Here is a 23,558-nt window from a genome sequence, read left to right on the forward strand (position 1 = left end):
ACTCCCAACTACCTCGGAAAATCCCCGCCAATTCAGTCTCAAATTGTACCAAAGTGAAGAGCATTCGGGATGGTGATCTCCACTGCTGCATATTCTCTGGTGCGAATCCCGATCTGGCAAGGGGCTCCGTCGCGTTGCCAGTCGACGGTGATCCGATCATCGGCCAGGCTCACCCGGGCACTGGCCGGCCCGGACGCCGGCGAAACCGACGGCGCGCGGCGTCGGGATGCGACCGGTTGCAGGATCGTGGCGAGCACCAGCGGCAGCGTGCTAGTCGCGCTCGTCCCGAGCAGCCAGGCCGGTACCGCGCGCTCGAGCCGTTCCGACCACCAGCCCAGGTGCATTTCCTCGTCCGCGCGTATCGCATCGACGACGAGTTCCTCGGTTGCCGCGGCACACAGTCGCATTGCAGGCGATCCGGCGGGATCGGTCAAGAGGAAGCCTCGATCGCCGTCTTCGAGGCGCGTGGCGCTCATCGTGGGCGGGATCGGCCACGATGCCTGCGCGTGGTGTTCACCCGGCCCGGTCAACAGATCGACGATGACCACGTCCGGGCAGTGCGGTGGCGCGATGAGCCAGCGGCGGTGTCCGACCGGCTGATCCAAACGGGTGTACCCAGTGTGTTCGGCATCGACGACTCCGGCGTCGAGGTCGATACCACGGACATGTGTCTGTGCATGCCTGGTCCACAAGAACGGGCCGCCGCTCACCGATTGGTCGACGCCGTCCACGGTGATCGTGGCATGAGCGCGGGTACTGCGAAACGCTCTGCGTCGCTGCGGATTGCCATAGTAGCTGCCCGGCCCGGGATCGCTGATCAGTTCGTCGCCGCCGATGCTCAGGGTCACCGCGAGGGCATCTGCGTGGCCATGCGCGGCGATGGCGAGGAAACCCAGCGGGCCGACGTCCATCGTGATCCGACGTGCTCCGGCTCGCAGGACGACCAGGCCTCCGTCGGCGGCGAAGAACGACGCGGGCAGCGGCCCGGTTGTCGAGGCTGCCGCGGGCAGGCGGAAGTCGTCACTCAACCAGTCGGCGGTCAGCGAGGGTTCACCGCGCGCGCAGAGGTCCGCGTCCCCGCACGCCGCCCCGACGATCGACAGGTGCTGACGCACGGTCCGAGTAGGTTCGGCACCGAGTCGCAGGGCGAAGCCTTCATCATCGTCGCCGAACCGCGGAGGTGGGCTGTCCTCGCCGACGATCGAGGCCAACAGTCGCGCACCTCGGAGGGGCCCCTCGAACAGCTCCGTCGGAGCCGAACCATCGCGTTGTTCGAGAAGGTGCGCCACCACGAGCATCAGCTCTGCCGTGAACATCTGATAGCCGACGGCCTGCTCCGATCCCATGCCGTCGCCGAGGATCTGTTTGTCGGATTGAGCAATCAGGGTGCTCAGCGCGCGGTGCTCCCACCGTGACGCGGCCGGGAGGTCCGGGAAAATGATCGCAGTGACCGCGAGCCCCGCCATCTCGCCGATCAGGTGGTTGTTGGCCGAACTGAACAGCGATCTCTCGTCCCAACACCGGTGTGCCCCGGCCGCCAGCATCTCGACCGTCGCGCGGAACCGGGCGACCGTCAGTTGTGGGGAGTCGCGAAGGCCTTGGAGTGCGAGTGAAATCGAGATCGCACGGATACCGGCCTCGAATGCTCCGCGCCACGCGATGCCCTGACCCGGCGGATTCTGCACCAGCCACGAATCGAGTTGCTCGCATGCTGCCGAGCTGAACCGGTCATCGGCGGTGATCAGCCACGCTTCGGCGAGCCAGACCAGGTGCTGCAGACGGTTGAGCTCCCAGATCCATTTCACATCTCCGGCAGAGGTTCGATGGTCGATGCGTGCGGCGGGCAGGTCGGGCCACCGCACGTCGGAGATCGGATCGTGATTCCAGTCGACCGGATGTGTCAGCGCGACGGTGGGGTAGCCGAAGTAGCCGAACCGGAGTTCTGTAGCCGACCGGGCAGCGGCCATGAGGTCCTCGGTCAGCACGGGGTTGTCGGCTGCCACCTGAGTCGCTCGATCTCGACGCAGGACAACGGGCCGGTCGACGCCCTCTCGGAAAGCCGCGAGCGATTCAGCCCACTCGTCGTCGGTGCGGGTGAGTCGACGGTGGCGGGTGAACCACGTCTGCGCCTCGAGGCGGCTCGCGACGGCCCGACTGGTCCGCCAACCGATCTCCCGATGCGACATCGTCTGCAACCGATCGAGATACCACGTGGCCCGGGACATCGAGTTCATTTCTCCTTCCGCGCCGCAGCGTCGAGCAGAAACGTCTGAATGAGTTCAGTCGTACTCTTGACTGTATTCATTAGGTGCATTGGAGTTGAGGATCATACGGTATTCACATTATTGCGACCGGAGGCATCGTGGCGCCGGGTAGGAGTGGGCAGAGTTTCAAGCACCGGTTGCGTCGTGGCCATCCGATGCGGCCGGTGATGACGCGCCAGCTGGCGCGGTTGGACCGTGCCGACCCCGACGAGATCCGCAGATTTCAGGAGCGGCGATTGCGCATGCTGATCCGGATCTCGGCACGCTTTTCGCCTTTTTATCGCGACTGGTTCAGCGAGCAGCGAGTCGACCCGCGCGACATCCGATCGCTCGATGATCTGGCGGTTCTGCCGCTGCTGACGAAGCGAGATCTCATCGACAGTCCCGAACAATTCTGTGTCTATCCGCGGGCGGGGATGTGGGCAGCGCGATCGAGCGGGACGAGCGGGCAGCCGGTGACCGCCTACCGAACTCCCGGTTCCTCGGTGTACGAGCTCGCGGTTCTCGAACGTCAGTGGGGCTGGTTCGGTGTTCCACGCGGTGCCCGACGGGTGATACTGCGTGGCTCCGATTTCGCCGCGGCCGGTGGCCCGCCGGTCAAACTGGTGCCCGGTGCCAATCATCTGCTGGTATCGAGTTTTGCGCTGACCGGCGACAACGTCGATCAGATCGACGAGGCGATCCGTGCCTTCGAACCGCATGCGATCGAGGGCTGGCCGTCGAGCATCGCCGTGTTGGCATCGATGTTCCGCGATCGCGGTCTGCGTTGTCCGTTGGGAGCGATCATCACGTCGTCGGAGGTGATGTCGCCGGGCCAGCGGGCACTGATGCGCGAGGTGTTCGAGGGGCCGGTGGTCGATCACTACGGGCAGACCGAGCGCGTCGCGATGGCCGGTGGTTGCGAGGCCGGTGGCTACCACGTGTTCGACGACTACGCGATCGTGGAATTGCTGCCGGTCGATGGTCGGTCGGATCGACGGGAGATCGTGGGTACCTCGCTGCACAACTGGGGATTTCCGCTGTTTCGGTATCGCACCGGTGACGAGGTCGTCGATGTGTCCACGAAGGGTCCCTGCCCGTGTGGGCGACATTTCCGTCTTCTCGGTGAGATCGACGGCCGGATCGAGGATTCGTTCACCGCCGCCGACGGCCGCACGCTGCCATTGCCGGCGACCGTCGTCGACGACTTGACCGGTTTGCGTGAGGCGCAGATCGTCCAGTTGGCCCCGGGGAATTTCGAGGTACGCGTGGTTCCCGGGAAGGACTACGACGGCGCCGCCACCGCAGAGCAAGTGCGACGCAATGTCGACTGGCTGTTCGGCCGGGGTCAACAGGTGACCCTCCGTGTTGTCTCGTCGCTGTCCGGGTCCTCCGGCGGCAAGGTGAAGAGCAGCTATGTGGCCTCATCTTCAGAGGTCGAAGGGCGGTGACAGGGGGTTCCGCCGGAGGCCGGGAGCGCCGGACTCCGATCGGGTTGCTCCGCGATCGGGGTGGCCGCAGCGGGGGGCTGCGGAACCGCGCGTACTGGGCCTGTGGCGTCGTCCTCGTCGTGGTGCTGGTGCTGGCAGTCGTCCTCGCGCTGAACCGGGATCCGGGTGACGCAGCTCGTGACCCCGCATCGAAAACCCTGTCTCCGGCAGCCGCATCGACACCGGTGTTCCCCCGCACGGCGACCTACGTCCTCGATCAGGAGGGCTTGCCGGGTATCGAGACCTTGGCCCGCTACGACATCGTCATCATCGATGCGGAGTGGCAGAATCGCCTGCCGCGCTCGTTCTTTGCCCGACTCCGGGCGGCGAATCCGGGAATGATGCTGCTCGCATATGTGAACCTCATCGACTCGATGCCACGAACCGGATCTCCCGAATACTGGGCAAACGCGTATTCGTTGTGGCAGTTCACCGACTCGACGACGCGGAACTTCCCACCGCAGTGGGTGGCGCGCACGGCAGCAGGCGAGGTCGTGCACGAATGGCGTGACTACCCGATGGTTAACCTCACCGACGAGGCGCCACGAGTGAACGGCCAGATCTACGCCGAGTACGCGGCGCACTGGGTGGCCGATCGGATCTGGTCGACCGGACTGTGGGACGGTGTCTTCCTCGATGTCTGGGGGGACCGGATCTACACCGCCGACAGCGATGCGTGGGACATCGACCGTGACGGCAATGACGAACCGGCGTCACAGATCTACGGCCCGGGCAAACCGCTCGACCGGGGTCTCACCATCGCCGAGCGGGTCATGCGCCAGGCCATGCCGGAGGCGATCCTCGTCGCCAACGGTGACCGGGCGATCAGCGGTGACCGCCTCAACGGACGCGTGTTCGAGAGCTTCGCCGACCCCCGGAAGGACCCGGAACGCGATGAACTCGTCGAATGGTCGAAGTACATGACCGCCCAGACCGAAGAAGGTCTGCGGAGCCCGGTCACCGGGATCACCATCGATTCGCGTGGTTCGGTGGCCGCGGGATCTGCCGAGGACCTGCGGCGCGCGCGGTTGTTCCTGACTGCCACGCTCATGCAGAACGCGTGGTGGGCACCCATGGGCGAGGACTACGGCGAGGTGGCCTACTACGACGAGATGGACGGCGGGGGGCTGGGACGCGGCTACCTCGGGCATGCGCTCGACGCCGACCCGACTCTCGAACAGATGACCAGGTCGTCGACGGACGGGACCGGATCCCCGGCGCCCGACGTGTTCCGGCGCGACTTCGAACACGGGATCGCGGTGGTCAATCTCGGTGATGAGGTGCAGACCATCTCCCTCGAACAGCCGTACCGCCACCTGCGGGGCAGCCAGGACCCTGTCGTCAACGACGGCTCGGTTGTTCGGTCCGTGACCGTGCCGCCCGACGACGGTGTGATCCTGCTCCGTACCGAGTGAACCAGCGACCCGTCATCGCCCGTGTCGAGTGAACAAATCGTCGTAGAACTCGATGAGGTTGTTGCGCGATGTGGACCACGACAGTTCCTGCTCCACCCGTGCACGCCCGAAATCGCCCATCCGGGCACGACGGTCCGGATCGCCGAGCAACTCGTCGATCGCGCCGGCGAACGCCTTCTCGTCGTTGGCGGCGACATAAACGGCCGCCTCGCCGGCGGACACCCGGGCCTCGACGAGTTCGAACGAGACCAGCGGCCTGCGCATCGCCATGTACTCGACCACCTTGTTCATCGTCGACACGTCGTTGAGCGGGTTGCGCGGATCCGGTGACAAACAGACGTCGGCGGTCGACAGGCAACGCTGCAGGAACTCGTCGGGGACTCGGCCCGTGAACTCCACCATGTCGTCGAGGCCGAGGTGATGACTGAGCTCGACCATGTCGTCGAAGGCATCGCCGCCACCCATGAAGATGCAGTGCACGTCATCGCGGTCGAAGTCGTCACGTAGATGCTTGAGTGCGCGCAGCGCGTAGTCCACGCCGTCCTGCGGACCCATGACACCGACGTAGGCGGTCAGATACTGCTTGCCGCGGAAGAGGTTCGGATCGGGATCGCGGGGCACGAACCGGTCGAGGTCGGGTGCACTGCGGACGACGCGCACCCGGTCCGGGGACACTCCGCCACGGTCGACCGCGACCCTGCGGTAACTCTCGTTGGTCGAGATGACGCCGTCGGCACAGGCGAAGGTCAACCGTTCGGTGACCCTGGTCAGGAAGTAGAGGAGCTTGCCGCCTCGGGTGAATCGTGAACGGAACAGCTCCGGCACCAGGTCGTGTTGGTCGAAGACGAACCTGGTGCCCCCGAATACGCGCAGGACGAGCGCGACGAGGAACAGCAGGTCCGGGGGATTACATGCGTGTACGACGTCGATGGAACCCTCGCGGCGCAGCCGAATGGCCAGTCGCGTGGTGTGCCACAACGCCAACCCGTACTCTCGGACGTAGCCGGCCGGACCACCTTCGGCCGGTCGCAGCGGATAGCGCAGGATCCGGACGCCCTCGATGTTCGCCTCGGCCTCGCGATCCTGCTTGCTGCCCATCGGGCAGATGACACTCACCTGATGGCCCGCATCATTGAGTGCTCGGCTCTCCTGCCACACCCGTCGGTCGAACGGGACGGAGAGATTCTCGACCAGGATCAGTATGTGTCGGGTCATCGCCTCAGCGCACCTTTCGGTTCGTCAGCTCGGCCAGCAGCCGTTCGTAGTCGCGGGCCGTGGCCGCGATCGGGAACTCGGTACGGGCCCGACGTCGGCCGTTGGCCCCGAGCCGTGCCCGCAGGTCCGGGTCGTCGGCGAGACGAGTGAGCCGGGCGGCCATGGCCTCGGCGTCACTCACCGGTACGAGGTATCCGTTGTCATCGTCGGTGATCAGGTCGCGCAGTGAACCGCAGTCGGTGGCCACGACCGGCAGTCCAGCAGCCATCGACTCGATCATGATGATTGGCACACCTTCGTGGACCGAGGACAGGCACGAGACGTCGAGGCCGGGGAGGATGTCGGGCACGTCGTCTCTCACGCCGATGAACGCGACCTGCTCGTCGATACCGAGATCGGCAGCGAGGGAACGTAACTCGGATTCACGCTGGCCCCCGCCGATCACCAGCAGGCAAGTGTTGGGGTGATCGGTGGCAAGCGATGCGACCGCGGTGAACAGCACCTCGTGTGCTTTCTGCGGCGAAAGGCGGGCGACGATGCCGATCGCGAAATCATCCGGTGACAGACCGAGGCGTTCCCGAGCCCGCAACCGGGCCTGCGCACCGGGCGCCTCGCCGATGGGGATGCCGTTGGGTATCACAATTTCTCGCGTGGTCGACGCGATGGTTCGACCCACTCCCTCCTCGCGATGGAGGTAATCGCCCTGGGCTCGTGTGAGCAGAACGAGCGCATCGGAGAGCCACAGCGTCGACACCGTCGCGCGGGGCAGTACTCGTCCGCCGACGGACGTGAGGTCCATGTCGTGCGCCGCGACGATGTTCGGCACGCGTGCCACGCGCGCGGCGAGGCGTCCGATCAGCAGAGCGGCGCGGTGATGATGCGGGACAAGCACCACATCGGTCTGCGATCGGCGAAGATCGGCGACGAGATCGGCGATCCGTCGCGGATCGCGGCGTCCGCGCCGACGGTGAGTGGAGTCGAGTTCGGTGACCTCGAACCCGTGCGCGCGGAAGTCGTCGGCCAGCGGCCCGGCCTCCCGCAGGCAGACGATCCGGGGTACCACCACGGCGTCGTCGAAGCTGCGGAACAGGTTGAGCAGCAACTTCTCCACGCCACCCACGTAGGTGAGATCGAGTACCACGGTGAGTACGAGTGGGCTCGTCGGCGTGCTCGTCTCCGACGGCACGAGTTCGGTGATCGCCGATTGCGTGCCTGCGATACTCGCCGACAGCGAGAACTCGTCCTCGACCCGTCGACGCGCAGACGAGCCCATCTCGCGCCGGAGGTCGGCGTCGGACATCAGGGTGATCAACCGCTCGGCGAGTGCGGCCGGATCGTGCGGTGCGATCAGATATCCCGTGTGCCCGGGCACGACCATCTCCCCGACCCCGCCCACATCGGTACAGACGGCGGGCCGCCCGGCGGCCATCGCCTCGAGCAGGGCCATCGGAAAGCACTCGACCGTGTAGGAGCACAACACCAAGACGTCGATCGCCCGCATCACCTCGGGGATGTCGGATCGCGGTCCGGTGAACACCACCGCTTCGTCGATCCCGAGTTCGCGGGCGCGGCGTTCGAGATCTGACCGGAGCGGACCGTCGCCGACCAGGGCGAACCGCGCATCCGGCAGGGTCTGCAGGACTTTCGAGGCCGCCTCCAGGAACAGGGTGTGGTCCTTCTCGGGCCGCATGGCGGCGACGATGCCGACAACCGGGTGGTCCTCGCCGACGCCCGCATCCGCCAGGGCGCTGCGATCATCTCGCGGATCGAACTCGCTGGGGTCCACGCCGTTGTGGATGATCGTCACCTTGGCCGGCGCATACCCGCGCTCATCGACCAGATACGGAAGTTGCGCCCGCGCGACACCGAAATACGCTGTGGTCGCCTTGTCCAGGACCGTATCGAGGAGGCGTCGGAGACGTCCGAGTGGCTCGGTCTCGCCACAGTTGTGCACCCACACGATCGACACCGGCACCCGTGTGAGGAACGCCGCGATGCGCCCGAGCCCCTCGGCGCTGTAACCGCGGGTGATGACGACATCGGGATCGAATCGTCGGAACTCACGAATCAGGTCTCGCAGAGCCGCAGGCGCTTGGCGTTTGGTGCGGTGCAGGGCGAGCGCGGGAACGCGGGCTCGTGCCAGCGACGAGAAGAGCGCGCCCTCGTCGCCGATGCAGATCACGGCCGGATCGAACCGATCGGGATCCAGCGCCGGCATCAGGGTGGTGACGTGGCGTTCGGCACCACCGATACCCAGATCGGGGACCACATAGAGCACACGTATGCGATGGTCCGCGGTCATCGGATCACCTTCCGATAGATCTCGTCCAACCTGCCGGACACCTTCACCGCATCGAACTCGTCGCTTGCGCGCCGGAAGCCTCGCCCGGCAACAGCAGCGCGGTCGTCGGCGTCGGTGATTGCGCGTTCCAGCGCACGTTCCAGCGCGGGGAGATCTCCCACGGGCAGGAGCACGCCGGCGTCTCCGCCGTCGAGTAGATCAGCGATTCCGCCGGTGTCGGTGGCGATGACGCAGAGCCCGTGCGCCATCGCCTCGAGGATCGCCATCGGCTGCCCTTCGTTGTGCGAAGGAAGGACGAATATCTGCGAGCGCGACAGGACTGCACGTGTCTCGTCGGCGTTCATCCAGCCGCGGACGCTCACCGTGTCCGCCGCGCCCGACGAGTCGACGAGTTCACGCGCTCGATCGACCTCGCCGTCGCCGGCGATGGTCAGGTGCGCTTCGTGCGGCTCGGGCCCGATCCCTGCCCAGGCGTCGATCAACTCGAACGTGCCCTTTCGGTTGCCGATCCGCCCGAGGAACAACACTTCGACGGGGCTACCCGCGGGCGGTTGGGACACCGGCTCGTGCATGTGGGTGGCGTTCGCCACCACGATCACGTCGGCTTTCGGGGCGATCTCGGTGAGGCGCAGACGCCATGTCTCGCCGAGCGCGATGACGACGTCGGCGCATTCGAGGCTCGCCCTGATGGCGATGCGAGTCAGCCGTGGCGACCGGGCGTGGAAACTGTGGAACTCACTGCCGTGGATGTGCAGCACGATCGGGATCCGCATGAGACGCGCGAATGCCACCACCGAGCACTTTCGGTAGAAGCTGCCGTACGACGCCATGTGGATGTGGACGAGATCCGGTCGGTGCCACAGAAAGCCCGACAGCAGTTGTGCCCAGGCGCGCAGGAAGGCCCCGATCTTCGTGGCCATGGAGCCATCGCGATGTGTGGCGATGTGTCGGATGTGCCAACCGGTCCACAACGGGGTGGTCTGCATGACCCGGACGAAGCTCGCCACCCCACCGCGGGTGGTGGTTGCGGTGGAAACCCACAGCGCGCTGCGGCCGCGATCAGGTCGGGACATCGGTGGTCACCCTCATTGGCGGATGGTCGGTGCTCTTTGTCGGTGCCGGCGTGGACGTCTGAGCCGATGGTGGGTTCGCCCGCTCTGCACATCCGACCGCAACGCCGGCGAGCAGGTAGACGAGGATGGTGGGGAAGTCGAAGAACCGGAGGTCGACGGTGAACCCGGCGATGATGAGCACTCCCAGCATCATCGCCGCCAGGAGAGCGAGGTTTCGCCCGCAGAGCGAATCGGGGGGCGAAACACGCACGGCACGTACGAGTTTCACTAAAAGCAGCACGAGCACGGCCAGCCACAGCACCAGGCCGACGAGTCCGAGCTCGACCAGGATCCCCAACTCGTTGAAATGCGACGAGATCCCGTACCCTCGGGCCCACGGGACATCCTGCGAATACTGCTGATGGTGCACCGTGTTGACCGCCGTGAACCGCCCTATTCCCCAACCGAACCATGGTTCGCGACCGGCCGCCCAGAACGACGTGGCCATGGAGTTCAGGCGATCGTCGACCTCGTTGGTGGACGCCACACCGCCGGCCGAGCGGTCGCTGCTCGTGAAGGCGGTCCAATTGGCGAGAGCGCCGCCGACCATCACGAGCAGCGTCACGCTGAAGCCTCGTCGAATGCGGTGGCCGAATGCGACACCCACCACGACGACGACCAGAAAGGCGAGCCAGATCGCACGAGTGTGCGTCAGGTAGATGGCATACGCCATGGCCGCGGCACTGCACCCCGTCACCACCTTCGCCCACCGAGGCAGTCGTGGGCTCATCTCGATGAGGATCAGTGTCGCGACGAAGCCGGCGATGAGAGTCAGGCCGTTGACGACCGGCTGGTTGAACACACCGTTGGCCCGGCCCGGCCAGTTGGGTGCTTCGACGATGTAGCGGGGCCAGACGAGTCCCGGGGCGCGAAACTGCAAGATGCTCACGGCTGCGCAGTACAGGGAGAACACCGACACCGACCAGAGCAGAACCCGCACCGCGCGTTCGGTGTCGTAGATGCTGCGCCCGATGAGGTACATGGTGAACGGCATCAGCGTGCCGGTGAGGATGAAGCGGTACACGGAGAGTGTCTCGCCGCTGAGTGGGTACACCGCTCCCAATTCGTGGGGGGCGAACATGGAGTACACGTTCCAGAGGAAGTACAGCACCATGAAGCCCTCGAGCCATCCCAGCCGAGGCAGTGCGTGCGGACGCACGGACAGCCAGATGAGGTAGGAGGTCACGAGTCCGGCGAACGCGATGAGGAACGGGTCCACGGGGAAGTACGGTGTGAGTGCGAGCCGGAAGAACGTGGTGAAGAGTAGATAGACCACCGCCACACGCGGGCTGTGCAGGCCGAGCCCGATCAGGGCCACGGCAACGAGGACGAGCGCGGCAAACGCCAGCAGGTCGGCCGACCCCTGCGAGGTCGCGAGGACCACCGCCACCGCCACCGAGATGCTGGCGACGATCGCCGCGCCGATCGGCAGCAGGTTCTGAGTGGCCGGCCGGACCGAGTGCACGACCGCGTGCCTAGCGGGTCTTGGCCGTGCCGTGGTCAACGGCGCTCCCGACGGCAGGTGGGGTGGCGGGCGCTTCATGCCCCGCCCCGGAGTCGGTCGCGGATTCCGAGGCGTTCTCCGGGGAGGCGTGGCGTCGTTGGACCAAGGTGGAGAGCCGGCCGGACCGGATTGTTCTGCGGGGGGTCTCGATCAGGACGGCACCCAGGATGTCGCCTCCTGCCTGTCGACAGAGCCGCTGGGCGGTGCGCACGTCGGCGAGCGCGGTGACCGACTCTTCGGCCACCAGCAGTGTCCCATCGGCTTCGGCGCAGATGCTCTGCGCCGTCGCCGACTCGACCAGTGGGGGTGCAGTTATCAGCACGAGGTCGGCGCGTTCGGTCAGCGAGTCCAGCAGCTCACGGAGATGGTAACGATTCACCGGACGGCTGCTGGTGATGTCCGAGTCCGGGCGAATTGTCTCCACCGTGACCGCGGACCACGCGCCGGCACCCGGTTCGGAGGCGCGGGCGTGGTCGACGACAACCACCCGCAGTCCCGTATCCGTGAGTTCCGTTGCGATGCGTCCGACGGTGCTCTCGACCGCCGGTCGCTCGCGGGGCGCCGCCATCACCAGAGATCGGGGATACTTGTCGAGCCCGGTGATCGCGTTGGCAAGCTGCCCGAAGCGTGGGTCGTCGTCGACGTCGTGGTCGGGCGGAAGTTGGCCGAGGACCTCGATGCCGGTCCGGAGCTCCAATTCGGGGCCGGAACCGACGCGGCGCGACAGCGCGCCCCACGCCAAAGCGAAACCACAGCCGACCACGAGTCCGGCCAGCACGGCGAGCCCCAGTGTCGTACCAAGATTCGGTTTCGAGGACGACACGCTCGATTGCAGTTCGATGATCTCGATCTGGTTCGTGGTGTCGGCGTTGATCTGGCTGATTCGGTCTTCCATCTGGATCAGTGCTTGCTGGGGGACCACTCCGTTCGTTTCGCGAATGTCGTCGAGCGGACGGCGGACTTCCGCGATGGCGTCGGCGCGACTGGCTCGAAGAGCATCGTTGACCGTGTCCCGGAGCGCGACGGCAGCGTCTGCCGCGGCGGATTCGACGTCGCCCGACGACGACGAGCTCGCGGTGATGTAGATCAGTGGACTGGGCGCAGCCACCACTGCGGTCAGCGTCACGTTGTCCGGAACGTCCGCGATCTGTCGCAGAATCGATTGGTTCTCGGGCTGGTTGAAGAAGTCTGTGTAACCGTGGGCCAGCATGGCGTCCTGCTCGGGAGCGCGCGTCTGGGAGACCACAGCCAGGGTTGCCCGGCTGCTGTAGGTGGTGTCGGCCCTCACCGCGGAAATGATTCCCGCGGTGAGAAACAACAGCAGGACGACGGCGACGACCCACCACCGCCTGCGCAGCCGATCAAGTTGAACGCCGAGTGTACTGGTCGCCATCCGCGTCATCCCTTCGACAGGCCCCCGCGCCCGTAGATCACCCGTCGCCCCGGGTCTGCCGAGGCGAGATTGCTAACGTATCCGCCGTAGTCTACGTCCTGTCCAGTACAGTGAAGCCCACGTCGGACCAACGTGTACCGCCAACGGCTTGTGATGTCAGCCGGGACGAGGCCGGACAAGGTGTAGCTCGCACGATGGGGTACTACTGATGGCAGAAGCCGAAACTGCAACCCGGGCAAGGGGTCAGGATCTCCGGATCCTCGTCGAGAATAGTGAATACTGGCTCCGTAACAACGGTGACCTGGCCATGATGCAGGTGACCATCGATCGGTTGCGCGAACGATGGCCCGCGGCGCGGATCGCGGTCCTCACCGACGCTCCCGCGTTGTTGCGGGCGTATTTTCCGAATGCCGAGGCGATCACTGTCGGTGACAAGGCGCCTTGGTCGCCATCGACCCTGGTCGAGAGGGCTGCGGTCATCGCCGGCCCGCAGTGGGTGGGGCCACCGATGTTGGCCTGGTTGCGTGCACGGGTGTGGTTTCCGCAGAAGGCGCGCGGAGCTCGTCGTCGCGCGTTGATTCGATGGCGGGCCCTGATCGGCGATGACACGCCGGCCCCGCCGACCCCTCCCCGCAAGCCCGTGACCAGGGGCTCCTTCGCGGCCGTCGAGAGCGCTTCGCTGCTGCTGGTGATGGGTGGCGGCTATCTCGCTGATGTGGACGCGGCCCAGACGCGGCGGGTGTTCAACTTGATCGAGCACGCTCACCGTCACGCTGTCCCGGTGGCAATGGTGGGGCAGGGGATGGGGCCACTGGACGACCCGGTGCTTCGCACCCGGGCCACCGAGGTGTTGTCCGTCGTCGACGTCATCGCGTTGCGGGAGAAGCTGCAGGGTCCCGTGTTGCTGGAGTCACTCGACGTTTCATCGGACCGCGTATCGGTCACCGGCGACGATGCGATCGAATTGGCTTACCGCATCAGATCTGTTGGTCTCGGCGCGGAGATCGGGTTGTGCCTGCGGGTCGCCGGCTACTCACCGATCTCCGACGACATCCAGCAGACCGTCGGCGCGGTGGTACGCGAATCGGCTCGCGTGCGCGGCGCGGCCTTGGCCCCGTTGATTATCGCCGAATACCGTCGTCAGGATCGCCGATCCACGCTCCCGCTGGTCAGGGGTTATTCTCCCCAGACGACGCCACCGGGAAAATACGTGGCTCCCGAGGTGGTCGCCGAACGTGTATCACGGTGTCGGGTGGTGGTCACGGGGGCCTACCACCTCGCGGTTTTCGCACTGTCGCAAGGCATCCCGGTAGTGGCCTTGACGGCATCGCAGTACTACGACGACAAGTTCCTGGGCTTGTGCGACATGTTCGGTGGCGGCATGCAGGTGGTAGATCTGCGTGAGCCGAATCTGGAGGGCGTGTTGTCCTGCGCGATAGCGGAAGCCTGGGACAGCGCTTCGCGCGTTCGAGAGTCGCTGCGGGAAAGGGCCCGCGCACAGGTGGACACGAGCCGGGAGGGTTTCGAGCGGGTGTATCACCTGGTCGAGAACCGCCGTCCGGCCAGACGGTAGCCGCGGCATGTACCCGCCGAGTGAACACACAGGAACAGCGACTTGACCAGGTCATCGGAGCACAACGACCCGCACGGCCCAGAAGCCGAGTCGGAGGGCTCGTCGCTGCGGCGCAATATCGGCAACGTCGCTGCGGCTTCCGCGGTCGCGCTCGTGGTCGGCGAGCTGATCACCTTCGTCCAGACGATCGCGTTGGCGCGCCTGCTGTCCCCTGCCGAGGTCGGCGTCTTCGTGGCCGGCACGGTCCTCGCGCTGTTCCTCGGCAACTTCGTCGAAGGCGGCCTGCGTTCGGCGCTCATTCACCGGGACGACAAACTGATCGACTCGGCGGAGACCGTCTTCTGGGTCACTGCGGTTTCGGGTTTCCTGATGAGCCTGCTGACGCTGGCTGTATCCCCGGTGATCGGACTGGTCTTCGACAACGGCGAGGTCGGGCTGGTCGCCGCAGCATCGTCGGGGGTGCTGTTCCTGTACTCCTTCACCAACGTTCCCGAGGCCATGCTGCAGCGGGAATTCAGTGTCAAGCGGCGGCTCATCGTCGGCCCCAGCGTCGCCGCGGCCTACGCCACCGTGGCCGTTTCGGCGGCCGCGGCGGGCTGGGGTGTGTGGAGTATGGTCGCCGGGATCTACGCGTCGTACGTCGTCTGGGTGGCGACGGTCTGGTTGATCTCCGATTGGCGACCCGGCCGAGGACACGTCTCGGTCACGCTGTGGCGCGAACTCGCCCGCTATGGCTTGCCCCTGGTGTTCGGGATGATCGGTGCCCGTGTGCAATCGCTCCTCGAAGCGGTCGTCGTCGGTCGCGGACTCAGTGAGACGGATCTGGGGTATTTCCGGTACGGGCAGCGCATCTCGATGATCCCGGTCCGGGCGATCCTCGAGGTCGGTGCGGTCGCGTTGTTTCCTGCATTCTCGCGAATCTCCGCGGAGCCCGAGCGGATGAAGCCGGCCTATCTGCGCGCATTGCGGTGGGCGACGGTCGGAGCCGCCGCGCTCAGCGGACTCATGATCGCGCTCGGACAACCCGCGGTGGTCATCCTATTCGGGGAACAGTGGCGAGAAGCCGGTGCGGTCGTCGTGGCGATGGCGGGTCTGGGATTTGGAAAGGCGATCATCTCGGTAAGCGAGGAGGCGATCAAGGGTGGTGGGCGTACCGGTCTGCTGAACTGGTATACCGCGGTCGAGGTGACGCTCGGAATCGTGTTGCTGCTCGTTTTCATCGGTCCGTTCGGGGTGGTCGGTGCGGGACTCGCGGCGTCGGTGACCGCCTTGCTCGTCGGAGCAACGGTGGCAGCGTTGGCGAAGCCGGTGGTCGGTTTCTCGCTGCAGGAGTTCGGTGCGGCCGTCGTGCCGCAGGTGCCTTGCGCGGTGGTGGCTACGGCCGCCTGCGCAGCGTTGGAGCACTTTGTCCTGCAATCCGATTCGCGTGGCGTACTACTGGGTGTCGGGTATCTGGCAGTGGACACCCTTGTGTTCGGTGCGGTCTACCTAGCTGCGCTGGCAGTCGTGGAACCGTCCGTCGTCCGGGTGATCTTCAAGACTCTCGGGACGGGTCTCGGACAGCTACGTCGGCGGGTGTGAGGTGATGATGATGCGCGAGGTGGCGGCCGCGCTCCGCGACCGGAGGGCTGGATCGGATCTGTCGAGGCTTCGGTTGGGCCCACGGATCGTGCGTGGGCGGAAAGTGGTGCTGCGCCAGCCGCAGTTCGGTGACTACGCTAAGTGGCGTCGAGTACGGTTGCGCGATCGCCGGTACATCGAGCCGTTCTGGGTGTCGTCGGATCTCGAGTGGGCAGACAGGCACACCAAGCGCCGTTGGATTCGAGAATGCATCGAGCAGCGCAAGGCAGCCGGCCGCAGCCATGCCGTATCACTCGTGATCGAAGTAGATGGGCGGCTGGCCGGGCAGTGCGCGATCAGCGCGCTTGATCACCGCACCCGGTCGGGCGAGTTGGGCGTGTGGGTCGATTCGGAGCTGGCGCACGAGGGGGTGAGTGGCCTTGCGAGTGCGATGCTCGTCGATCACATGATGAACTCCGAAGATCTAGATCGTGTCACGGCGCCCATCTGCGTGGACAACGAACCCGCTCTGCGCAGCGTGGCAAAGGGAGGAATGTACCGCGAAGCGGTGATGCGCGAGTCCTTCGATGCGGGAGGTCGTCGGCGGGACCATCAACTGTGGGCGGCGACCCGCGACAGGATGCCTGACGGTGGGTATGCCGATTATTGGCTCGCGCACTTCGCTGACACCGACATCGGGGCATTGACTCCGGTATCCGTCCAGGGGCATATGCGGGATATGCTGGTGCATTTTCCGATCTGGTTCTCGGAGTCGATCCGCCACGTCATCTGGGACTGGCGTGCCGGTCGGGCACGGCGGCGTCAGCTCGAGAGCCTGCAGATCCGGACGTCCCCCGGCTCACCCGTGGTCTTGCGGCGCGAGGTGCGCGCCCGTCACGATTCACCATCATCGTTGCCGTCGACGGGGCTCCTCGCGGAGGTCGACGGGGTCCCTGTGATGCGGTGCGAGATTCACCTGTTGCACCGGCCGTGGGCCACCGCAGACTTGTCTCTCGAGCCGCTGGGCGAGACAACTTCTGAGATCGCGGGAATGGTGACAGCCGAGTTGCTTTCCTACGCCTTCGAGGTCGCCGGGATGTTGCGCGTCTGCGTCGCCGTGCCCGTTGACGATCAGCGGATCGCCGTCGCCCTCGAGTACGTCGGCCTCCTGCGCGAAGGCAAGCTGCACAGCGTCGTCGACTCGCAGGGACGACGTGGGGATCATGAGCTCTGGGCGGTCACGAAGTCCGCGTGGGGTGGCCCGGTCGATCGAGGCAACGGCGCACCACGGCTGATCGTCTGATCGACGTCAGGACGCGAGGACGTTCGCAACCGTGGGTCTGGAGTAGCGCCCGTCCCGTCAGTCTAGATGGACACGCATCCCAAATCAGGAGATCCCTTCTGCAGGAATGCATCCTGGCTCTCCGCGGCCTCATCGGTCATGTACGCCAGGCGGGTGGCCTCACCCGCGAACACCCGCTGGCCTATCAGGCCGTCGTCGGTGAGGTTGAGCGCGAACTTCAGCATCCGCTGCGCGGTGGGTGATTTGCCGTTGATCGTGCATTCCTGTTCGATGGCCGTCGCCACGCGGTCGGCATGGTCGACGACTCGATTGACCGCACCCATCTGGTGCATCGTCTCGGCGTCATTCGCCTCGCCGAAGAAGAAGATCTCCCGGGCGAACTCCTGTCCCACCTGCGCGGCGAGGTAGGCGCTGCCGTAGCCCGCGTCGAAGGACCCGGACGTCGGCGTCGGCCTGCTTGAACCGGGCGCGTTCCCGTGCGGCCAGATTGAGGTTGCACACGGCGTGCAACGAGTGGCCGCCTCCTGCGGCTCAAACCGTTGACCACCGCGATGATCACCTTGCGCAAGGTCCGGATGAGGCGCTGCACCTCCAGGATGTGTAGCCACCCGCCGCCGCTGCAGAACGCTCACCCGCCGTCGCGGGGGCTCGGGCCGTTGCCGGTGAGCAGCACCGTGCCGACGTCGGGGGAGCGCCGCGCATGATCCAGCGTCCGGTACAGCTCGTCGACGGTGTGCGGGCGGAACGCGTTGCGGATCTCCGGCCGGTCGAAGGCGACGCGCACGATCCCGTGCCGGCGGCCTTCGCCGACATGCCGGTGGTAGGTGATGTCGGTGAGTTCGTCGAAACCCGGCACCGGAGCCCATTGGGTGGGATCGAACGGGTTCTGGGAGGTCGCGGAACCGGCGTCAGTCATGAATCGAGCCTAAGTGGTCGGGTCCGTGAGCTGTGTCTCGACGCCCTTCTGCGGATCGTGACCGCAGTGGTATCGACGGATATGCCCTAGTCGGCGGGGTTTCTGCCGCGATCGTGGCATCCTGGACACGTGGGCTGGATCATCGTCGCGATCATCCTCACCGTGTGGGTCACGGTGGCGGTGGTGCTTGCTCTGGTGATCGGCCGTTCGGTACGGCTGCGCGACCGCAACGAGAAGCCCGAGCCCATCCCGCACGCCGACCCTCCGGGATCACGTCGCGACGGGTGAACGGCCGTTCTATACGGTTGGTTCATGAGTGACGGTTCAACCAGCCCGGAGTCGACCACCGAGATCGAGGAGGACCCGCACGAAGGCGGGTTCCGGGCGCACACCGCCATCACCACCGAGCGTGGCGGCCCCCGCTACGGCGAGTTCAGCGAGCAGGCGCGCACTCTGATGGACAACGTCCGCTACGCCTGCCCGACCCCGGAGCTGGCCGACGAACTGATCGCCGACCTGGAGAAGATCAACGCCAAGCTCGCCGCCGTCCGCATCGACGAGTGGCATTCGCCGTCGGGCACCCGGATCGACCTCCCGGCGCGCGGCAACATCACGCTGCCCCCGTTCGAGGTGACCGAGGTCAACGACGACGGTGTGTTCGCGTCGGTCACCTTCCGTGACTTCCACCTCGGCGGCAACAAGGCCGCGCACGGTGGTCACGTGGCCGTCGCCTTCGACGACCTGGGCGGTTACGCCTCGGCGGTGGCCATCCAGGGTGTCAGTCGCACGGCCTATCTCACCGTGCAGTACCGGTCGATCACCCCGCTCAACACGCCGCTGCAGGCGCATACCTGGGCCGAGAAAGTGGACGGGCGCAAGGTGTTCATCAAGGGCACCCTGCACGACGGCGATCGGTTGTGTGCCGAGATGGATGCCCTGTTCATCAAGCTGAATCCGGGGCAGCAGTAGCGGTTTCGGTAACGATCCGGCATCGGCGAGCGATCCACCGGTATGTCAGTCAAGAGAGTCCGACGAACTCGGGTCATCGTCGCCTCCTCCGGGATCGCCGCCGCGTTGCTGATGGCCGCGCCCGTCGGGGCCGCGGTTGCCGACGAACTCACCGGCACCGAACCGGCATCCCCGAGCGCCGACGACGGTGCGGCCAGCGCCACCTCCACGACGGCCCCCTCCACGACTTCCCCCTCCACCACTGCACCGCCGGGTACCGGGGAGTCAGGAGCAGGGGACTCGGGAAGTGGGGAGCCGACCGAGACCACCGCACCGCCGGCCGGGGAGTCCGACGGTGCTACCACAGAAACCACGGATGACGACGAGTCGGCGCCGTCCGAAGAGACCACCGGAACCACGCAGCCTCCGTCGGAGACCGCGGCTCCGGAGACGTCCGAGCCCGCCGAGGCGCCGGACTCCGCGACGGAAACCTGGTCTACCGAGGTCGACGACCCGACCACCGCGCGAACCGTCCCGACCTGGTCGTGGCCGTCGGGCCATCGCGCGGATGACGAGCCGACCGGACGCCATCGCGCCGACGAGCCTGCGACGGGACGTCACCGCGCGGCCACCGATGAAGCCCCGACGGACGACGCGGAAGGTGACGGCGCACTAGGTGAGGACGCGGTAGGTGATGAGGCGGCGCGGGTGATCGGCGAGGTCTTCGGCGAGCCGGGCACCGCTGCTGCGGTGTCGGCGGCCGCGGACTCGGAGCAGCCCGAGCAGCAGAGGCCGCGTCCGGGCGCGTTCTACGGTTTCGCCGGCGACGTCGGAGCCGGTGGGCTGATCTTCCTCAACCAGAGCCTCGCCGCGGGTGGTGCCTTCCTGCGTCGCAGCCGCGGTGACGGCAGCGACCTGCTCGGGCTGTTGAATCCCGGGGATCGGGTCACGGTGCCCGCCGCCAGTGTCGTCGGCCCCCTGGTCGACCCGGCTGGCACCATCCCGGCCGTCGACGACACCGACGACTCGCTGATCGCGCAGGCCTTCGACGTGCTCACCGCGCGGCTGCAGTGGTGGATGATCGACCCGGACAACCGTTTCTACGATCCGTCCGACTTCCAGGTGCTGATCGGCGACAACTATCGCATCGCCGACGCCGACGACGTCAGCTACACCTACGACGCGGACGCCGACACCATCACGTTCACCAACACCGGCGACACCGATGTCGCGGTGATCGCGGTGGATCAGTACAACGTGCCGCACGGCGACGGGCTGTATGTGGTGCCGGCCGGACAGTCGACGACCATCGACGCCAGTGGCGACATCTCGGGATACGTGGTGCAGGGGGAGCGGGACGCAGAAGGCCGCGCGATCATCTACGGAATGGTTGTGGTGCAGGACGATTCGACGCTGAGCCAGAACTTCAACCCGTTCGGTGGCGCCATCCGTGACGCTGATCAACCCGTCGTCGACCCCGACAACAAGTTCTGGGATCCGTCCGAGGGGCTGGCGACCGGCATCCTGTGGCCACTTGACGCAGTGGGCGCCGACGGCGCCGTGGACGGCGTCTACTACTCCACCGATGCGAGCGGTGTGACCATCCACAACGACAGCGACGCCGACATCGCGATCATCGTGTTCAGCGGTACCGCCGACCGAAACTTGGTGCCCCAGACGGACTTCTACGTGGTGCCGGCCGGCGGTGCGCACACCATCGAACTCGACGAGGGTGGCTATGCCCTCACCTCGGTGCAGGGTGAGCGCGTCGTCGGCGGGCCGGACGACGGAAAGCCGCGCCTCTACGGCAGTTTCGTGGCCCAGGGCACCGGCTCGGACACCGTGGTGACCGCCATCGACAACCTGCCGCAGGACGATCTGCCGCCGCTGACGCGGGTCTGACACCAGCCACCCCACTCCGGAAACATCACCTTGCTTTCATCACAAGGTGGTGTTCGAGAAATGGGGTGGCTGTCTGTGGGCGGCTCAGGTGAGTTCGACGGCCTCGAGGGTCGCGCCGGCGTCGCGGAGTCGGTTGGTCAGGACGTCACCCATTGCGGCGGCAGGCGTCAGGACGCCGGTCAGGCTCGACAAGCGGTCCCGCTCGAGCGCCAGCGACAGGGCACTCTCGCCGAGCATCACCGCGGTCGCCTTGTAGCCGGGGTCGCCCTTCATCTTCATCACCGACCGATAGCGGCGGCCGGTGGTGGTGGTCGTGTAGGTCTCGGTGACGAATGAGCCCTTCTCGCGCACCTTCTCGCTGGGGCCTTCGCCGGGCTTGGGCAGTAGCCGGTCGAGGAGCTTGCGGGTCGGTCCGAAACTCATGGCGCCGAGAAAGGCTCCGGTGCCGACGGCGACGACGCCGGCAACCGCGGTGGACACCCCGGGAACCGACCCGACCGCCATCGTCTCCGCGTAGTGGAAGTCTTTGCCGTAGGCGTCGTCGAGCAGGGCGTTGGAGCGGCGCACGATGCGCGTGTTCGACGCCGCCATGAAGAACGGCGCCAACGTGCCACGCAATGACGGATCGACCTTTTTGGCGCTCATCATCGACATGTCGCTGGGCTCCGACGAGATCGTCGGGCGCGGCGTGTTGCCGGGCTCGCCGGACAGCGAATGCGGGTTGAGCACGAGTCGCCGTGTCTCGGCGTTGCGCGACTCCTCGGCCATCACCCGCACCGAATCGAAAGTGCCGCCGGAGATCCCACCCTTGAACGACCGGACGATGAAGGTGGTGTCGGTGAGTTCACCGGCGTTGTCGTCGGCGATCTTCTTGTACAGCAGGTACACGCCGAGATCCGACGGCACGGAATCGAAGCCGCAGGAGTGCACGATCCGCGCGCCGGTGGCCTGTGCGGTCTCGTGTGCCTTGTTGATGGAGTAGTGCACGAACGGCGCCTCGCCGGTGAGATCCACGTAGTCGGTGCCGGCGCTCGCGGCGGCCACCACGAGCGCCTCGCCGTAGCGCAGGTAGGGACCGACGGTGGTGCACACCACGCGGGTGCGGGCGACCATCGCATCGAGCGAACTCGGCGACGACGAGTCCGCGACGATCAGCGACCAGTCGTGGGCGCGTGCGGGCAGTCGCTTGCGGGTGGCGGCCAGTTTGGTCTCCGACCGGCCGGCCAGCGCCACCTTGGTGCCGCGCGGCGCGTGCTCGGCCAGATAGCGGGCGGTGAGTTCGCCGACGAAGCCGGTCGCACCGAACACGACGACATCGAACTCGCGGGCACTGGTCGAATTGGGCTCCCCGTTCATGGTCTCGACTCTAGACAGCCGACCGGAACGGGTCGAGGGCCGACCGGCGCGTATCTCACTGCGGTGCCGGCAACCGCCCGCGACAACTATTGTCTCGGGTGACCGCTGAGACTGCAGCTGTAACTCACGAGGCGAGTCGTCGGGCGGCTGCGCGGGCCGCGAACGGGGCGACGAACAGCATCAGCAACACCCGCAGGATCTGCGCGGCCACCACGAACGCGACGTTGCCGCCGGCGGCGGTCGCCGCGGCGAGCACCGCGTAGATGCCGCCCGGGGTGGTGGCTAGGTAGCAGTCGAACATCGACTCGCCGGTCCACACCGACAGCAGCACTCCCAGCAGCGCGCAGCCGACGCCGATCGCGAGGATCAGCACCAACGCGGCCGGCAGCACTCGGCCGATGGCCCGTAGGCGGTCCATCGTGAAGCCGAGGCCGGCCTGCCAGCCGATGATCGCGTAGGCGACGGTGAGCAGGATCGTGGAGACCGCGGCGTCGCCGGCCAGGCCGGTGAGTTCGGCGACGGTGGCCAGCGCCATCGGACCGAGGAGCCCAGCCGCGGGCAGCCGGACCAGTCGTCCGACGGGGATGCCGATACCCAAGCACACCGCCAGCAGTACGAGGCCCCACCCCTGATCGGTGGCGCTCGGCGGCGCCTCGTGCACCGCCGTCGACTGTGCGTCGAACACCAGCGAGGCCACCAGCGGGATGGTGATGGTGACCAGCGCGACCCGCAGGTACTGGATCACCGCGACCATGCGTTCGTCGCCGCCGAACTCGCGGGTCAATGCGACGAGCCCGGACGCCCCACCTGCGGCGAGCGCCAGCGAACCGGTGAGCGGGTCGACGAGGCGGTGCAGGCCCAACATCGCGCCACCGGCCACCGACAGCGCGAGTGTGCCGAGGCCGATCACCAGCACCGGGAACCACGACGACCCGAGTCCCGACAGCGTCTCGGGCTCGGCCATGGTGCCGATGAACACACCGAGCACACCCTGGGCGGTGTGCATGATCGGCCGCGGGATGGCCGGTGGATCGGTGTCTTCCGGGTCGTCGTCGGTGGTGTCACGCGACCTGCGCAACGGTGGCGCGAATCCGGCGATCGCCAGCATCCCGGCGACGACGAGCGCCGCGAACAACGCCGCGGCGTCCACATCGAGAAGTTCGAGAAGATGCGTCGCGGCTGCGGTCAGGACGGCCAGCAGTATCCAACGACGCACTCGGTCGAGGATATGGGGTGGTCTCGATCTCGACGAGCTCGATCCGGCGGATACGCCTCGTCGCAGGCTCCTCGGCTACTCCTTGGATCGAGTAGTAACGAACGAAGTGA

General features: G+C 66.5%; 16 protein-coding genes and 1 pseudogene. 8 read left to right on the forward strand and 9 right to left on the reverse strand.

Annotation, left to right across the window (positions count from 1 at the left end):
• Positions 1 to 38: 38 nt before the first annotated feature.
• Positions 39 to 2,225 carry an alginate lyase family protein gene (locus tag ACIGKQ_RS14015; RefSeq protein ID WP_235724904.1) on the reverse strand — a complete coding sequence of 729 codons (2,187 nt, stop codon included), beginning with the start codon at positions 2,223 to 2,225 and terminating at the stop codon, positions 39 to 41.
• A gap of 137 nt (positions 2,226 to 2,362) precedes the next feature.
• Between ACIGKQ_RS14015 and ACIGKQ_RS14020 the strand changes: the two genes are divergently transcribed.
• Together ACIGKQ_RS14020 and ACIGKQ_RS14025 are read left to right on the forward strand one after the other, a co-directional pair.
• Positions 2,363 to 3,694 (forward strand): phenylacetate--CoA ligase family protein, encoded by a 1,332-nt coding sequence (locus tag ACIGKQ_RS14020; protein ID WP_235724903.1) that lies wholly within the window; start codon positions 2,363 to 2,365, stop codon positions 3,692 to 3,694.
• Positions 3,691 to 5,148, forward strand: coding sequence for a putative glycoside hydrolase (locus ACIGKQ_RS14025; RefSeq protein WP_235724902.1), 1,458 nt, complete (start codon positions 3,691 to 3,693; stop codon positions 5,146 to 5,148). The genes ACIGKQ_RS14020 and ACIGKQ_RS14025 overlap by 4 nt, the downstream gene beginning before the upstream one ends.
• A gap of 12 nt (positions 5,149 to 5,160) precedes the next feature.
• Here the strand turns inward: ACIGKQ_RS14025 and ACIGKQ_RS14030 are convergent, their stop codons facing one another.
• From ACIGKQ_RS14030 to ACIGKQ_RS14050, 5 genes are read right to left on the reverse strand one after another with little or no spacing between them, the layout of a single operon-like run.
• Entirely contained in the window at positions 5,161 to 6,363 is a 1,203-nt protein-coding gene (locus tag ACIGKQ_RS14030) for a glycosyltransferase family 4 protein (protein ID WP_235724901.1), read from the reverse strand.
• Positions 6,364 to 6,367: 4 nt separating this feature from the next.
• The gene (locus ACIGKQ_RS14035) at positions 6,368 to 8,665 is read right to left on the reverse strand and encodes a glycosyltransferase (RefSeq protein WP_235724900.1); all 2,298 of its coding nucleotides are present in this window, start codon (positions 8,663 to 8,665) and stop codon (positions 6,368 to 6,370) included.
• Complete coding sequence (locus ACIGKQ_RS14040; RefSeq protein ID WP_235724899.1) at positions 8,662 to 9,738, reverse strand: glycosyltransferase family 4 protein; 1,077 nt, start codon at positions 9,736 to 9,738, stop codon at positions 8,662 to 8,664. The genes ACIGKQ_RS14035 and ACIGKQ_RS14040 overlap by 4 nt, the downstream gene beginning before the upstream one ends.
• Entirely contained in the window at positions 9,725 to 11,242 is a 1,518-nt protein-coding gene (locus ACIGKQ_RS14045; RefSeq protein WP_396574110.1) for an O-antigen ligase family protein, read from the reverse strand. Before ACIGKQ_RS14045 ends, ACIGKQ_RS14040 begins: the two co-directional genes overlap by 14 nt.
• 10 nt (positions 11,243 to 11,252) lie before the next feature.
• Entirely contained in the window at positions 11,253 to 12,674 is a 1,422-nt protein-coding gene (locus tag ACIGKQ_RS14050) for a hypothetical protein (protein ID WP_235724897.1), read from the reverse strand.
• A gap of 208 nt (positions 12,675 to 12,882) precedes the next feature.
• On the opposite strand from ACIGKQ_RS14050, the gene ACIGKQ_RS14055 reads away from it, so the two are divergent.
• Genes ACIGKQ_RS14055 through ACIGKQ_RS14065 form a run of 3 tightly spaced genes read left to right on the forward strand, consistent with a single transcriptional unit; the run spans position 12,883 to position 17,110 of the window.
• On the forward strand, positions 12,883 to 14,247 hold the full coding sequence (locus ACIGKQ_RS14055; protein ID WP_268900427.1) for a polysaccharide pyruvyl transferase family protein: 1,365 nt from the start codon (positions 12,883 to 12,885) through the stop codon (positions 14,245 to 14,247).
• 42 nt (positions 14,248 to 14,289) lie between these two features.
• On the forward strand, positions 14,290 to 15,828 hold the full coding sequence (locus ACIGKQ_RS14060) for an oligosaccharide flippase family protein (protein ID WP_235724895.1): 1,539 nt from the start codon (positions 14,290 to 14,292) through the stop codon (positions 15,826 to 15,828).
• Between the two features lie 4 nt (positions 15,829 to 15,832).
• Positions 15,833 to 17,110, forward strand: coding sequence for a GNAT family N-acetyltransferase (locus ACIGKQ_RS14065; RefSeq protein WP_235724894.1), 1,278 nt, complete (start codon positions 15,833 to 15,835; stop codon positions 17,108 to 17,110).
• Between the two features lie 62 nt (positions 17,111 to 17,172).
• On the opposite strand, the pseudogene ACIGKQ_RS14070 reads toward ACIGKQ_RS14065, so the two are convergent.
• Positions 17,173 to 18,026: pseudogene (locus tag ACIGKQ_RS14070) on the reverse strand (enoyl-CoA hydratase-related protein).
• A gap of 129 nt (positions 18,027 to 18,155) precedes the next feature.
• Here ACIGKQ_RS14070 and ACIGKQ_RS14075 point away from each other — a divergent pair.
• From ACIGKQ_RS14075 to ACIGKQ_RS14085, 3 genes are read left to right on the forward strand one after another with little or no spacing between them, the layout of a single operon-like run.
• On the forward strand, positions 18,156 to 18,314 hold the full coding sequence (locus tag ACIGKQ_RS14075) for a hypothetical protein (protein WP_396574113.1): 159 nt from the start codon (positions 18,156 to 18,158) through the stop codon (positions 18,312 to 18,314).
• Between the two features lie 24 nt (positions 18,315 to 18,338).
• The gene (locus ACIGKQ_RS14080; RefSeq protein WP_235724892.1) at positions 18,339 to 18,995 is read left to right on the forward strand and encodes a PaaI family thioesterase; all 657 of its coding nucleotides are present in this window, start codon (positions 18,339 to 18,341) and stop codon (positions 18,993 to 18,995) included.
• Positions 18,996 to 19,037: 42 nt separating this feature from the next.
• Positions 19,038 to 20,876 carry a hypothetical protein gene (locus ACIGKQ_RS14085; RefSeq protein ID WP_396574115.1) on the forward strand — a complete coding sequence of 613 codons (1,839 nt, stop codon included), beginning with the start codon at positions 19,038 to 19,040 and terminating at the stop codon, positions 20,874 to 20,876.
• Positions 20,877 to 20,960: 84 nt separating this feature from the next.
• Here the strand turns inward: ACIGKQ_RS14085 and ACIGKQ_RS14090 are convergent, their stop codons facing one another.
• Together ACIGKQ_RS14090 and ACIGKQ_RS14095 are read right to left on the reverse strand one after the other, a co-directional pair.
• Positions 20,961 to 22,232: a saccharopine dehydrogenase family protein gene (locus tag ACIGKQ_RS14090; protein ID WP_396574117.1), complete on the reverse strand. Its 1,272-nt coding sequence runs from the start codon at positions 22,230 to 22,232 to the stop codon at positions 20,961 to 20,963.
• A gap of 124 nt (positions 22,233 to 22,356) precedes the next feature.
• Positions 22,357 to 23,448, reverse strand: a complete 1,092-nt coding sequence (locus ACIGKQ_RS14095; RefSeq protein ID WP_396574119.1) for an AbrB family transcriptional regulator — start codon at positions 23,446 to 23,448, stop codon at positions 22,357 to 22,359.
• Between the last annotated feature and the right edge of the window lie 110 nt (positions 23,449 to 23,558).

The organism is Gordonia sp. NPDC062954 (assembly GCF_044543825.1).
Taxonomy (GTDB): Bacteria; Actinomycetota; Actinomycetes; order Mycobacteriales; family Mycobacteriaceae; genus Gordonia; species Gordonia tangerina.

What these genes read in the sequence shown, in the direction of transcription:
- ACIGKQ_RS14065 (WP_235724894.1), top strand. Translation starts at nt 15,833, where the DNA reads ATGATGATGCGCGAGGTGGCGGCCGCGCTCCGCGACCGGAGGGCTGGA.
- ACIGKQ_RS14015 (WP_235724904.1), bottom strand. Translation starts at nt 2,225, where the DNA reads ATGTCCCGGGCCACGTGGTATCTCGATCGGTTGCAGACGATGTCGCAT.
- ACIGKQ_RS14040 (WP_235724899.1), bottom strand. Translation starts at nt 9,738, where the DNA reads ATGTCCCGACCTGATCGCGGCCGCAGCGCGCTGTGGGTTTCCACCGCA.
- ACIGKQ_RS14090 (WP_396574117.1), bottom strand. Translation starts at nt 22,232, where the DNA reads ATGAACGGGGAGCCCAATTCGACCAGTGCCCGCGAGTTCGATGTCGTC.
- ACIGKQ_RS14080 (WP_235724892.1), top strand. Translation starts at nt 18,339, where the DNA reads ATGAGTGACGGTTCAACCAGCCCGGAGTCGACCACCGAGATCGAGGAG.
- ACIGKQ_RS14035 (WP_235724900.1), bottom strand. Translation starts at nt 8,665, where the DNA reads ATGACCGCGGACCATCGCATACGTGTGCTCTATGTGGTCCCCGATCTG.
- ACIGKQ_RS14085 (WP_396574115.1), top strand. Translation starts at nt 19,038, where the DNA reads ATGTCAGTCAAGAGAGTCCGACGAACTCGGGTCATCGTCGCCTCCTCC.
- ACIGKQ_RS14050 (WP_235724897.1), bottom strand. Translation starts at nt 12,674, where the DNA reads ATGGCGACCAGTACACTCGGCGTTCAACTTGATCGGCTGCGCAGGCGG.
- ACIGKQ_RS14055 (WP_268900427.1), top strand. Translation starts at nt 12,883, where the DNA reads ATGGCAGAAGCCGAAACTGCAACCCGGGCAAGGGGTCAGGATCTCCGG.
- ACIGKQ_RS14030 (WP_235724901.1), bottom strand. Translation starts at nt 6,363, where the DNA reads ATGACCCGACACATACTGATCCTGGTCGAGAATCTCTCCGTCCCGTTC.